This window comes from Achromobacter sp. 46006 (assembly GCF_059761975.1).
The window spans coordinates 1-13168 of sequence record NZ_JCBANN010000007.1 but is presented as its reverse complement, the minus strand read 5'-3'; the positions used below and the strand labels follow the sequence as shown (position 1 = coordinate 13168).

General features: G+C 65.8%; 11 protein-coding genes. 8 read left to right on the top strand and 3 right to left on the bottom strand.

Translation table 11 applies throughout. The features are described from left to right. Window positions 1-11: 11 nt before the first annotated feature. A complete protein-coding gene (locus AC6LKG_RS05825) occupies window positions 12-1517 on the bottom strand; it encodes a leucyl aminopeptidase (RefSeq protein ID WP_498163441.1) in 1506 nt (501 codons plus the stop codon). Window positions 1518-1572: 55 nt separating this feature from the next. Here AC6LKG_RS05825 and lptF point away from each other — a divergent pair, with 55 nt between their 5' ends. Then, window positions 1573-2673, top strand: a complete 1101-nt coding sequence (gene lptF / locus AC6LKG_RS05820; protein WP_498163439.1) for an LPS export ABC transporter permease LptF — start codon at window positions 1573-1575, stop codon at window positions 2671-2673. A gap of 89 nt (window positions 2674-2762) precedes the next feature. Here lptF and AC6LKG_RS05815 read toward each other — a convergent pair whose 3' ends face one another. Beyond that, window positions 2763-3683: a LysR family transcriptional regulator gene (locus AC6LKG_RS05815; RefSeq protein ID WP_498163437.1), complete on the bottom strand. Its 921-nt coding sequence runs from the start codon at window positions 3681-3683 to the stop codon at window positions 2763-2765. A 168-nt stretch (window positions 3684-3851) separates the two neighbouring features. Between AC6LKG_RS05815 and AC6LKG_RS05810 the strand changes: the two genes are divergently transcribed. The 4 genes from AC6LKG_RS05810 (at window position 3852) to AC6LKG_RS05795 (ending at window position 8321) form a co-directional block, all read left to right on the top strand. Beyond that, complete coding sequence (locus tag AC6LKG_RS05810) at window positions 3852-5069, top strand: ABC transporter substrate-binding protein (protein WP_498163436.1); 1218 nt, start codon at window positions 3852-3854, stop codon at window positions 5067-5069. Window positions 5070-5168: 99 nt separating this feature from the next. Beyond that, window positions 5169-6662, top strand: coding sequence for a CoA-acylating methylmalonate-semialdehyde dehydrogenase (locus AC6LKG_RS05805; protein ID WP_498163434.1), 1494 nt, complete (start codon window positions 5169-5171; stop codon window positions 6660-6662). 94 nt (window positions 6663-6756) lie between these two features. Beyond that, complete coding sequence (locus AC6LKG_RS05800; protein WP_498163432.1) at window positions 6757-7701, top strand: CysB family HTH-type transcriptional regulator; 945 nt, start codon at window positions 6757-6759, stop codon at window positions 7699-7701. A 290-nt stretch (window positions 7702-7991) separates the two neighbouring features. After that, window positions 7992-8321 (top strand): DUF2325 domain-containing protein, encoded by a 330-nt coding sequence (locus tag AC6LKG_RS05795; protein ID WP_498163431.1) that lies wholly within the window; start codon window positions 7992-7994, stop codon window positions 8319-8321. Between the two features lie 162 nt (window positions 8322-8483). Here the strand turns inward: AC6LKG_RS05795 and AC6LKG_RS05790 are convergent, their stop codons facing one another. Further along, window positions 8484-9155, bottom strand: coding sequence for a C40 family peptidase (locus AC6LKG_RS05790; protein WP_498163429.1), 672 nt, complete (start codon window positions 9153-9155; stop codon window positions 8484-8486). Window positions 9156-9470: 315 nt separating this feature from the next. On the opposite strand from AC6LKG_RS05790, the gene AC6LKG_RS05785 reads away from it, so the two are divergent. The 3 genes from AC6LKG_RS05785 to AC6LKG_RS05775 are packed head-to-tail and all read left to right on the top strand — an operon-like array spanning window position 9471 to window position 13101. Continuing rightward, complete coding sequence (locus AC6LKG_RS05785) at window positions 9471-11360, top strand: propionate--CoA ligase (protein WP_498163427.1); 1890 nt, start codon at window positions 9471-9473, stop codon at window positions 11358-11360. Beyond that, window positions 11357-11764 carry a heme-binding protein gene (locus AC6LKG_RS05780; RefSeq protein ID WP_049072207.1) on the top strand — a complete coding sequence of 136 codons (408 nt, stop codon included), beginning with the start codon at window positions 11357-11359 and terminating at the stop codon, window positions 11762-11764. Before AC6LKG_RS05785 ends, AC6LKG_RS05780 begins: the two co-directional genes overlap by 4 nt. After that, window positions 11761-13101 carry an MFS transporter gene (locus AC6LKG_RS05775; RefSeq protein WP_498163425.1) on the top strand — a complete coding sequence of 447 codons (1341 nt, stop codon included), beginning with the start codon at window positions 11761-11763 and terminating at the stop codon, window positions 13099-13101. The genes AC6LKG_RS05780 and AC6LKG_RS05775 overlap by 4 nt, the downstream gene beginning before the upstream one ends. Window positions 13102-13168 lie beyond the last annotated feature (67 nt).

Here is a 13168-nt window from a genome sequence, read left to right as displayed (position 1 = left end):
TGCGTGGCCGCTCAAGCCTGGTCCAGCAGGAACTGCATCAGCAGCGGCACCGGACGGCCGGTGGCGCCCTTGTCCTTGCCGCTCTTCCAGGCAGTGCCGGCGATGTCCAGGTGGGCCCAGCGGTACGACTTGGTGAAGCGCGACAGGAAGCTGGCGGCCGTGACGGCGCCGGCCGGAGGGCCGCCAATGTTGGCCAGGTCGGCGAAGTTGGACTTGAGCTGGTCCTGGTAGGCGTCGTCCATCGGCATGCGCCAGGCGGTATCCAGCGCCTGGCGGCCGGCGGACGAGAGGGCCTCGGCGAGCGCGTCGTCCTTGGTGAACAGCCCGGTGTTGACGTGGCCCAGGGCCACCACGCAGGCGCCGGTCAGGGTGGCGATGTCGATCACAGTGGATGGCTTGAAGCGCTCGGCGTAAGTCAGCGCATCGCACAGCACCAGGCGGCCTTCGGCGTCGGTGTTGAGGATCTCGATGGTCAGGCCGGCCATGCTGGTGACCACATCGCCGGGCTTGTTGGCTTTGCCGCTGGGCAGGTTTTCGCAGGCCGGGATCAGGCCGATCACGTCCAGCGGCAGCTCCAGTTCGGCCAGGGCGCGGAATGAGCCGAGCACGCTGGCGGCGCCGCACATGTCGTACTTCATCTCGTCCATGGTGGCGGCGGGCTTGAGCGAAATGCCGCCGGCATCGAAGGTGATGCCCTTGCCGACCAGCACGATGGGGCCTTGCGCGGCCTTGGCCCCCTTCTTGGCGGGCTTGCCGGCATGGCGCAGGACGATGAAGCGCAGGGCTTCCTCGGAGCCGCGCGCCACCGACAGGAACGAGCCCATGCCGAGGGCCTCGACCTGTTTGCGGTCCATGACTTCGACCTTGAGCGACTTGAACTCGCGCGCCAGGCGCTTGGCGGTGTCGCCCAGGTAGGTGGGCGTGCAGATATTGCCCGGCAGATTGCCCAGCGTGCGGGTCAGTTCCATGCCGTTGGCGATGGCGGCGCCTTCGCGCAGGCCCTTCTGGGCCTGCGCGGCGTCGGCCCGCTCGACGATCTGCACGATCTTCTTGAGCTTGGGACGGGCGTCGCGGTCGGGCTTGCCGAAGCTGGCGTCGTAGTGATAGGTGGCGCTGCCGGCGGCAATGGCCGCGCTGCGGGCGCGGGCGATGATGGCCACGTCGGCGATGGGGTTGGCGGCCAGCGTGGACACGCCTTCGGTCAGTTGGGCGGCGACGCAGGCGGCGGCGAAGGCCTGCTCGGCGCTGGCGTGGGCGCGGGCCGAATATTCGTCCTGCTTGCCCAGCCCCACCAGGACCACGCGCTGGGCCGACACGCCCGGCAGGGAACGCAGCACCAGGGTGGAACCGGCACGGCCGCGGAATTCGTTTTTCGCCACGGCGCGCACGGCGCCGTTGGAGGCGCGGTCGATCAGGTCGGCGGCGGGGCTCAACACGCCGTCGGCGTAGACCCCGACCGCCAGCGCGGCGGTCTTGATCTGGTGCAGGGAAGCGGTGGTCTGTGTGCTAAATTCCATGAGGGTTTCCCGTGTGCGTCTGTATGATGCGGTCGATTATCCCGCATATTCTCCCATGTCTCTATTCAAACGCTCTGTCGTCAGCGAGATCACCAGTCACGCTGGCGTTGTCTTTTCCACGTTGCTCATCGTCTGGCTCAGCGTGCTGCTGGTGCGCCTGCTCGGTGAAGCGGCGGGCGGCAACATCGGGGCGGACGTCGTGCTCGTGCTGGCCGCGCTGTCCACCATCACGGCCTTGCCGACCATCCTGGCGGTGTCGGTCTTCATCGCGGTGCTGACCACGGTCACGCGCAATTACCGGGAATCCGAGATGGTGGTGTGGTTCGCCAGCGGCCTGTCGCTGGCCGACTGGCTCAAGCCGGTACTGCGCGTTGCCGTTCCGGTTGCCATCGCGGTGGCCGGGCTGACTCTGGTGGCCGCGCCCTGGGCCTATCGCCAGATCGGCGAATACCACGAACGCTTCGAGCAGCGCTCCGACCTGTCCAAGGTCACGGCGGGCCAGTTCGCCGAGTCGGCGGGCGGCAACCGTGTGTTCTTCGCCGAGGATCCGGCCAAGCCCTCCGACGAACTGGGCAACGTGTTCGCGCGCGAAACCGGGCCGGAATGGCTCAGCGTGCTGACCGCCAGCAGCGCCCACAGCGAAACCCTGCCCAATGGCGACCGCTTCCTGGTGCTGGGCGAGGGCCATCGCTATGATCTGAAGCCGGGCACGCCCGAGATCCGCCTGGTGCACTTCGATAAGTACGGGTTGCGCCTGGAGAGCAAGGGCGGCGACGATCCGGTGGCGTCCGCCCGCGCCGCCGCCGAGCGCTCGGCCAAGGCGCGCACCACCCCCCAACTGATGGCCGACAACACCACCAGCAGTTGGTCCCAGGTGATGTGGCGCATCTCGCTGCCCCTGGCCGCGCTGAACCTGGCGTTGCTGGCGATCCCGCTGGGCGCCGTGAATCCGCGCCTGGGCCGTTCCGGCGACCTGCTGATCGCCGGCCTGGTGGGCTTGCTGTACATGAACCTGATCAACCTGTCGCGCGCCTGGATTTCCAATGGCAAGCTCAGTTTCGGCGTGGGCACCGTGGCGATCCACCTGATCGTCGCCGCCTTCACGGCGTTCCTGCTGATGCGCCGGTTGCGCGTCAAGGCGCCCAAGAACAGCTAGCTGCCCGGGGCGCCGGAGGGCTTGAGGCGGGCCGCCCGCCATCGGCCCCGGCCGGCCGCGCTGCGCGTCCGCCTCGGCGCGGCTTTCTTTCAGGGCAGGTATTTCATCGTGCCGCGCTTGCCGGCCAGCAGGTCGGCATTGCGCAGCACCGACTTGCGGATGAACTCCCAAAGCACTGTCACGCGCTTGAGCTTGCGCAGATCCTCGTGGCAGTACATCCAGAACGAGCGCGTGATCTCCACTTCCTTTTCCAGCACCGGTGTGAGCCGCGGGTCCTGCGCCGCGATGAAGCAGGGCAGGATGGCCAGCGACTGGCCCTGCAGCGCCGCGTGGTACTGCGCCACCACGCTGGTGCTGCGCAACACCACCTGACTGGCCGGCAGCAGGTCCTCCAGGTAGCGCAGGCGCTCGCTGAACAGCAGTTCGTCGACATAGCCGATGAAGCTGTGGCCGGCCAGGTCGGCGCGGCCGCGGATCGGCGGATGGCGCGCCAGGTATTCCGGCGTGCCGTACAGGCGCAGCGTGTAGTCGCACAGCTTGCTGCACACATAGGGCCCGCGCTGGGGACGCTCGATCGTGATGGCCAGGTCGGCCTCGCGCTTGGACAGGCTGACGAAGCGGGGCACCGGCAGGATGTCCAGCGTGATGTGCGGATAGCGCCGCTGGAAATCGGCCGCCAGCGGCGTCAGCACGTAGCTGCCGAAGCCCTCGGTGGCGCCGATGCGCAGGTGCCCGGACAGCGCCTGGCCGATGCCGGACAGCGTCTCGCGGGCGCTGTGCACCGTGCTTTCCATCTGCTCGGCGTGTACGAACAGGCGCTGGCCGTCCTCGGTCAGGACGAAGCCGGCGCTGCGCGATTTCTCGAACAGCAGCGTTTCCAGTTCGGCTTCCAGGGCGCGGATGCGCCGTGACACCGTGGTGTGCTCGACCCCGAGGCGGCGCGCCGCGGCGCTGACCCGCTGGGTCCGGGCGACCTCCAGGAAGTATCGCAGGCTGTCCCAATCCAGCACTTTTTCGCTCCTGAAACGGTTGTGCATTGATGCACAAGGAATGTGCATTTCTGGTGTTGCTTGTTGATTTTCACACATCTACACTGGGTCGGCAGCCCTGGGGCGAACCCCGGGAGCCGCAGGCCGCAAAGACGGCGCCATAACGCATAAAACTCAGGAGACAAATCCATGGAATTGCACGCACGCGGACTGGCCGCAGGCTTGTGTCTGGGCGCAGCGCTGGTGGGCCAGGCGTACGCGGCGGATAAACCGCCCGTGAAGATCGGCATCCTGACCGACATGTCGGGCACTTATGCCGGCATGGGCGGCCCCGGTTCGGTGGCGGCGGCGCAACTTGCCATCGACGATTGCCTGGCGGCGGAATGCAAGGGCATGAAGATTGACCTGGTGTCGGCCGACAACCAGAACAAGGCCGACGTGGGCGCGGCCAAGGCGCGTGAATGGTTCGATCGCGACGGCGTCACCGCTATCGCCGACCTGACCAATTCGGCCGTGGCGCTGGCGGTGCAGGGCATCGCGCGCGAAAAGAACAAGGTCGTGATGTTCTCCGGCCCGGCCACCACGGCGCTGACCAACAAGGAATGCTCGCCGGTCGGATTCCACTGGATGTTCGACACCTACTCGCAGTCCGCCGGCGGCGCCAAGGCCACGGTCAAGGCGGGCGGCAAGTCGTGGTACTTCATCACGGTCGACTACGCCTTCGGCCACTCGCTCGAGGCCGATACGGCCAAGGCGGTCAAGGCGTTGGGCGGCACCGTCGTCGGCAGCGTGCGCCATCCGCTCAATGCGCCGGATTTCGCATCCTATCTGCTGCAGGCGCAAAGCTCCAAGGCGCAGGTGGTGGCGCTGGCCAACGGCGGCCAGGACACGGTCAACGCGGTCAAGCAGGCGCGCGAATTCGGCATCGTGGCCGGCGGCCAGCGCCTGGTGTCGCTGCTGATCTTCCTGTCGGACCTGCGCGCGCTGGGGCTGGAAAGCGCCCAGGGCCTGTCCTATGTGGACGGCTTCTACTGGGATTACGACGATGCCACGCGCCAATGGTCGGCGCGCTTCGAAAAGGCCTTCCGCGGCCTGAAGCCGACCATGACGCAGGCTGGCGTGTATTCGAGCGTGTTGCACTACCTGCGTTCTGTGGCGGCCTCGGGCAGCACCGACGGCAAGGTGGTGGCCGACAAGATGCGGGAACTGCCGATCAAGGATCCGATCATGCGCAACGCATCGATCCGCCCCGACGGCCGCGTGATCCACGACATGTATCTGTATGAAGTGAAGAAGCCGTCCGAGTCCAAGGGCGGCTGGGACTATTCCAAGCTGGTGGCCACCATTCCGGCGGCCGAGGCCTTCCAGCCGCTGGCTGATTCGGCCTGCCCGCTGGTGCAGAAGTAAGGCCGTGGCGCGCCGCCGGGCAGAGTCCCTGCGGCGCCCGCGCGAGATCCAAGAACGCGGATTCCATCCGCATCGACTAGGCAGTGTGAGGAGCATCAAATGAGTGAAGTCCCCCGCGTTCCGCTATTGATCGGCGGCAAGCTCGTGCAGTCCAAGACCACCGAATGGCGCGACGTGATCAACCCCGCCACCCAGGAGGTCGTGGCCAAGGTGCCCTTCGCCACGCGCGACGAACTGGACGAGGCCATCGCCAATTCCAAGGAAGCCTTCAAGACCTGGCGCAACAGCGGCCAGGGCGCGCGCATGCGTGTCATGCTGAAGTTCCAGGAACTGCTGCGCGCCAATACCGGCAAGCTGGCCGAGATGATCACCCGCGAGCACGGCAAGACCCTGCCGGACGCCGAAGGCGAAGTCGGGCGCGGCCTGGAAGTGGTCGAACACGCCTGCTCGATCGCCAACCTGCAACTGGGCGAATACGCCGAGAATGCCGCGTCCGGCATCGACGTCTACACCCTGATCCAGCCGCTGGGCGTGTGCGCCGGCATCACCGCGTTCAATTTCCCGGTGATGTTGCCGTGCTTCATGTTCCCCATCGCGGTGGCCTGCGGCAACACCTTCGTGCTCAAGCCGTCCGAGCAGGACCCGACCTCGTCGCTGTTCCTGGCGCAACTGGCCCTGGAAGCCGGCCTGCCGCCGGGGGTGCTGAACGTGGTGCATGGCGGCCCGGATACCGCCAATGGCCTGTGCGAGCATCCCGACATCAAGGCGGTATCGTTCATTGGTTCGACCCGCGTCGGCACCGAGATCTACAACCGCGCCTCGGCCGCGGGCAAGCGCTGCCAGTCGATGATGGGTGCCAAGAACCACTGCGTGATTCTGCCGGACGCCGATCCGGAAGTGGCGCTGAACCAATTGCTGGGCGCCGCCTTCGGCGCCGCCGGCCAGCGCTGCATGGCCTCGTCGGTGGCCGTGCTGGTGGGCGAGGCCCGCAACTGGCTGCCCGATTTCGTCGAGCGCGCCAAGAAGCTCAAGGTCAATTCGGGCATGGACCGCGCCGCCGACCTGGGCCCGCTGGTCTCGCCGAATGCCAAGAAGCGCGTAGAAAGCCTGATCCAGAAGGGCGTGGACGAAGGCGCCAAGCTGCTGCTGGATGGCCGCAACCTGAAGGTCGCCGGCTTCGAGCAGGGCAACTTCGTCGGCCCGACCGTGTTCGACGGCGTGACCGAGAACATGACCATCTACACCGAGGAGATCTTTGGCCCGGTGCTGTGCGTGGTCGGCGCGGAAACGCTGGAAGAGGCGGTGGAATTCATCAACCGCAACCCCAACGGCAACGGCGTTGCCCTGTTCACGCAGGACGGCGGCGCGGCGCGCTACTTCCAGAACAACATCGACGTCGGCCAGGTGGGCATCAACGTGCCGATTCCGGTGCCGGTAGCCTGGTTCAGCTTCACCGGTTCGCGTGGCTCCAAGCTGGGCGACCTGGGTCCCAACGGCAAGCAGGCGGTGCAGTTCTGGACGCAGACCAAGACCGTCACCGCGCGCTGGTCGGCCCATGCCAAGACCGTGAACACGACGATCTCGATGCGCTGAAAGAGGGACGCCTTGCAGCTAAGCTTATATTTATAAGTCATATGGCTTGGCGTCCTTATTACTTATAATTGGCCCGTCTATCAGGGGCCAATTCATGAACCTGCAGCAATTCCGTTTCGTGCGCGAGACCATCCGGCGCGACTTCAACCTGACCGAAGCCGCCCGGATGCTCTACACCTCCCAGCCGGGCGTATCCAAGGCGATCATCGAGTTCGAGGACGAACTCGGCATCAAGATCTTCGAACGCCATGGCAAGCGCATCAAAGGTCTGACCAAGCCGGGCCTGGCGGTGTCGCAGGTGATCGACCGCATCATGCGCGAGGTCGACAATCTGAAGAAGGTAAGCGACGAGTTCGCCCGCCGCGACGAAGGCGGGTTGGTGATCGCCTGCACGCATACCCAGGCGCGCTACCTGCTGCCCCGCGTGATTCCGGCGTTCCGCAAGCAGTTCCCCAAGGTCCACCTGTCGCTGGCCGAAGGCAGCCCCGCACAACTGGCGGAGATGGTGCTGCACGAACAGGCCGACCTGGCGCTGGCGACCGAATCGCTGGCCCTGACGCCCGGACTGGCGACCTTGCCGGTCTATGCCTGGGAGCACACCGTGGTGGTGCGGCCCGACCATCCGCTGGCCGAACTGACCTCCAGCGCCGCCAAGCGCCTGTCGCTGGCGCAACTGGCCGAATATCCCATCGTGACTTATGACCGCGCCTTCACCGGCCGCACCACGATCGACGAAATTTTCGCCAACCAGGGCGTTCATCCCGATATCGTCCTGGAAGCCATCGATGCCGACGTGATCAAGACCTACGTGGATGTGGGCCTGGGCATCGGCATCATCGCCGGAGTGGCCTACGATCCACGGCGCGATTCGAACCTGGTGGGCTTGCCTGTGGGCCACCTGTTCGGCACGCACACCACGCGGGTGGGCGTCAAGGCCGGGGTGTTCCTGCGCGACTATGTGTATACCTTCCTGGAAATGCTGGCACCGTCCCTGACCCGCGCGGTCGTGACCGAGGCGGTGCAGGGCACCCCGAAATAGAGGGCAGCTCCAGGCGCCGGCTCCGGCGCGACTTCCGTTCGGGCGGATTGTCCCGAGATGACTTCCTTCAAGCGGTTTCCCTCAGGCGGCATCCTCCCCGGGAGCCGCTTTTTTCTTACTTGTCCCGGTGACGCGAGCCGCAGCCGGCTGGAGGGGGGGGGGCGGGCTCGCTATCCCTTTTTATAAGCTCATAAAAATAATTAAATAAGAACTGATCTCATTTGAGTTGACTAAAAAATAGGAATCATTATCATTACATCCAGTCTCTCAACGACCCAGTGAGGTTCACCATGACGACAGGATTGAGTGCAGTGGTAGTCGGCGCCGACAGGCTTGGCAACATCCCGGATCTGCTCAAAGGACACAATATCTCGATCACGCACCACATCAGTGGGCGCGACCCCTCGCATCAGAAGAAAACGCTGCAACTGCCCTCGGGCACCCAATTGGTCATCCTGCTGACGGATTTCCTGGGTCACAACGTCATGAAGACCTTCCGCAACGCGGCCCAGCGCGGCGGCATCCGGGTGGTGGCTTGTCGCCGCTCGGTGTGCAGCATGCAGCAGGCCTTGCAGCAGTGCGGCCTGTGCGCGCGCGGGGGAGTCGCCGCGGTCCACTGACACCCGCACGCCGCACGTGGCATCGATAAACTGGGGAGGCCGGCAACGGCTCGCGGCCCCGGGCCGCGAAGAGGAACAAAAAACGCCGCCGGACTGAATAGGTCCGGCGGCGTTTTACCGTGCTCTACGCCCGCGCGCCGCAGGATGTCGTTGCCGGGGGGGTCAGTTGGAGGCGCGCGCCGTGGCCACCAGGCTGGTGTCGATGCGGCGGGCGCCGTTGTAACGCTTGGACCAATAAGCCAAGGTCATGCTTTCCACGCGTACCACGCCGCCGGAACTGGGGGAGTGCACGAAGCGGTCGTCACCCAGGTAGATGCCGACATGGGAGTAACGGCGGCCCATGGTATTGAAGAAGACCAGATCACCAGCCTTGAGTTCGCGCTTGGAGACGGAAATGCCTTGCTGGGCGATTTCGGCGGCGTTGCGGGGCAGCTTCAGGCCCAGCGAACGTTCGGCGGTGTAGGCAACCAGGCCGCTGCAATCGAACCCGGTATCGGGCGAGCTGCCACCAAAACGGTAGCGGATGCCCAGGTAATTGAGCGCTTCGCTGACCAGCGCGTTGTCGCTGCTGACGCCGCTGCTGGCCTGGCTGCGCTGGCGCTCGCGCTTGAATTTCTGCACCACCAACATGCCAATGGGATCATCGGCGGTGGCGACCCACTCCGTTTCGTAGGGATCGATCTCGGAGGTGTAGGCGGTGGATTTCTGATGCTGCGTACCTGCCGCGCAACCCGCCAGACCCGCGACGCACGCCGCCAGCGCCAGCAAACGCAGACCGCGGTTTGCCTGGCCAGAGGATGAATTCAGTCGCGCGCTGGTGGAGTGTCGATGCATTCGCCTGGGGAAGGTCGGGGCGTGAAACCTGCGTTCAGTAGCCATAAAGCGTTAAAAACGCTGAAAAACATCTGAACGGCTGGAATCAAGCAGCCAACCAACGGATACGTTATGTACAACTTAGCGGGGGATTCTACCAAACTTTTAAGACTGGTTCGTGACTGTAACCAGTCCGGCGCCCGTGCGGCGTAGACGCGTGGCAAAATTTTTTGACTTGCGGCAAGCCTGGTGCAAGGTTTGCCAACCAAAATGACCGAAGGATTCAAAAAGAAAGCAATCAGCCACAAGGCGTATGCACGATACCAGGAGACAAAAATGCAAAAAACCCGGGATTTCCATTACCGCTCGGTACACGACCGCGATGCATTCTGGCGCGAGCAGGCGGGCAGGGTGCACTGGGAGACGCCGTTCGAGTCCGTCCTGGATTTTTCCCGGCCGCCGTTCGCCAAATGGTTCGTAGGGGGCCAGACCAATCTCTGTTACAACGCCGTCGACCGCTGGTTGCCGACCCAGGCCGACAAGCCGGCCCTGATCTGGGTGTCCACCGAAGTCGAGCGTGAGCGTGTCTATACCCGCCAGGAGGTGTACGAGGAAGTGAATGCGGCTGCCGCCATGCTGCGGGACCTGGGCGTGGGGCGCGGCGACCGCGTGCTGCTATACATGCCGATGGTGCCGGAGGCGGTTTTCACCATGTTGGCCTGCGCCCGCATCGGCGCGGTGCATTCGGTGGTGTTCGGCGGATTCGCTTCGGTCAACCTGGCGCAGCGCATCGATGATGCCGCGCCCAAGGTGATTGTGTGTACCGATGCGGGTTCGCGCGCTGGTAAGGTGGTGCCCTACAAGCCTCTGCTGGACCGGGCATTGGCGTTGTGCAAGACGCCGCCTGCCTCGGTGGTGGTCTTCGACCGCGGCCTGGCTCCCTTCGAGCCGGTGGCCGGCCGCGACCTGGACTATGCCACGCTGCGCGCGGCCCAGCGCGGCGCGCGCGTGCCGGTCACCTGGCTGGAGTCTTCCGAGCCCAGCTATATCCTCTATACGTCGGGCACCACCGGCAAGCCCAAGGGGGTGCAGCGTGATACCGGCGGCTATGCCGTGGCGCTGGCTTCGTCGATGGAATACCTGTTCAACGGCAAGGCGGGCGATACGTTCTTCTGCACCAGCGACATCGGCTGGGTGGTGGGGCATTCCTATATCGTTTATGGCCCGCTGATCGGTGGCCAGGCGACGGTGCTGTACGAGGGCACGCCGGTGCGGCCGGACGGCGCCATCCTGTGGAAGCTGGTGGAGCAGTTCGGCGTCAATACCCTGTTTTCGGCGCCGACGGCGGTGCGGGTGCTCAAGCGCCAGGACCCGGCCCTGCTGAAAAAACATGACCTGTCGACCTTGCGGGCGGTGTACCTGGCCGGCGAGCCGCTGGACGAGCCCACCGCGCAATGGATCTCCGAAGGCCTGGGCAAGCCCATCATCGACAATTATTGGCAGACCGAATCCGGCTGGCCGATCCTGTCGGCGCAGCCGGGGGTGGAACACGTGCCGACCCGTTTCGGCAGTCCGTCGTTCCCGGTCTACGGTTTCGACGCCCGCATTGTCAGCGAGTCCAGCGGCGAAGACCTGGGCCCGGACCAGAAGGGCGTGGTGGCCATCGTGCCGCCGCTGCCGCCAGGCGCCATGTCGACCATCTGGGGCGATGACGAGCGCTTCGTGCAGACCTATTTCACGTCGATCCCGGGCCGCCAGGTGTATTCCACCTTCGACTGGGGCCTGGTCGATGCGGATGGGTACTGGTTCATCCTGGGCCGCACAGACGATGTGATCAACGTGGCCGGCCATCGCCTGGGAACGCGCGAGATCGAAGAGTCGGTCAACAGCCACAGCGGCATCGCGGAGTGCGCGGTAGTGGGCGTGGCCGATGCGCTCAAGGGGCAGGTGGCGATGGCATTCGCCGTGCTGAAGAATCCCGCAGCGGCGGAGACGCCGGAGGGCGCAAAGCAGCTGGAAGCGGATATCATGCGGCTGGTGGAAGATCAGCTGGGCGCGGTGGCGCGACCGGCCCGGATCCGGTTCGTGGGCGCCTTGCCCAAGACCCGTTCGGGCAAGGTGTTGCGCCGCGCCATTGTCGCGGTATGCGAAGGCCGTGATCCCGGCGACCTGACCACCATCGAAGACCCCACCGCCCTGGAACAGATCAAGGAGTCGCTGCAATGAATACCAAACCCGTGCTGAGCGCCGAAGACGTCAAGAAAATCCTGGCCGCGGCCGAAGCACACGCCCTGCAGAACAAGTGGGCCGTCACCATCGCCGTGTCGGACGATGGCGGCCACCTGCTGGGCATGCTGCGGCTGGACGACGCCGCGCCCATTTCCTCGCACATCGCGCCGGCCAAGGCCAAGACCGCGGCCCTGGGTCGCCGTGAATCGCGCGTCTACGAAGAGATCATCAACAACGGCCGCTATTCCTTCCTGTCGGCGCCGCTGATCGAAGGCATGCTGGAAGGCGGCGTGCCGATCGTGGCCAACGGCCATGTGGTGGGCGCGGTCGGCGTGTCGGGCGTGAAGTCGACCGAAGACGCCCAGATCGCCCAGGCGGGCATCGCCGCGCTGGGCCTGTGAGCCAGGAGAAACCGCGGCAGGCGCCTGCCGGCGCCGCCGCGTCCGCCGCGGCAGAGGCGGACGGCAGTCCGCTGAACCCCGGCGTGGCCAAGCGCGAAGTCTGGGCCTGGGCCATGTACGACTTCGCCAATTCGGGCTACACCACCGTGATTCTCACGGCGGTGTTCAGCACCTATTTCGTCGGGGTGGTCGGCGGCCGCGCGCCGTGGGCCACGCTGGCCTGGACCGCGGCGCTGTCGCTGTCCTATCTGCTCATCATGCTGACGATGCCCACGCTGGGCGCGCGCGCCGACGCCCGCGCCGGCAAGCGGCGCTTGCTGTACAGCAGCACCATCGGCTGCGTGGCCGCCACGCTGGTGCTGACCCAGGCGGGGCCGGGCGACGTATGGCTGGCGCTGGCCGCCATCGTCATCTCCAACTACTGTTATTGCGTCGGCGAGTCCGTGGTGGCGGCGTTCCTGCCCGAGCTGGCCAAGCCTTCCGCGCTGGGCCGGGTGTCGGGGTGGGGCTGGAGCTTCGGTTATTGCGGCGGCATGCTCACCCTGGGCCTGTCGCTGGTGGTGGTGAAGCTGGCCGAGGCCGACGGGCTCGACGCCGAGCATTTCGTGCCGCGCGTGATCCTGGTGACCTGCGCGGTGTTCGCGCTGGCGGCGCTGCCCTCGTTCTTCCTGCTGCGCGAACGCGCGCGGCCGTCCGGCGAGCCGCAAGCGGCGCTGGCCATGCTCAAGCGGCTGGCCTACGCCTGGCGCGAGACTGGCCGGCATTTTCCCGAGTTCCGCCGCCTGCTGATGTGCATCGCCTGCTATCAGGCCGGCATCTCGGTGGTGATCACGCTGGCCGCGGTGTATGCCTCGGAGGTCATGGGTTTCACCACGCCGCAGATCATGCTGTTGGTGTTCACCGTGAACATCGGCGCCGCGGCCGGGGCGTTCTCGTTTGGCTATGTGCAGGACCGAATTGGCCACAAGCCGGCGTTGGCGATTACGCTGTGCGGCTGGATCCTGATGGTACTGGTGGCCTATGCCGCGGTGACGGCGCCGGTGTTCTGGGTGGCCGCGACGTTGGCCGGGCTGTGCATGGGCACGACCCAGAGCGCGGGCCGTGCCATGACCGGCGCGCTGGCGCCGGCCGGACGACTGGCGGAGTTCTTTTCGCTGTGGACCTTCGCGGTGCAACTGGCCGCGGTCATCGGTCCGCTCACCTACGGCCTGGTGACCTGGGGCACGCATGGCAACCATCGCCTGGCGATCCTGGTGACCGGGCTGTTCTTCGTCGGCGGCCTGATGCTGCTGTCGCGCGTGGACATGGCGCGCGGCCTGGCGCGCCGCGCCGCCTAAGGGCGCGTGCGGTCGCCGCAACTGATATTCTTATGAAGTCCCGGATGCCGCCGCAGCCCTCGTGGCG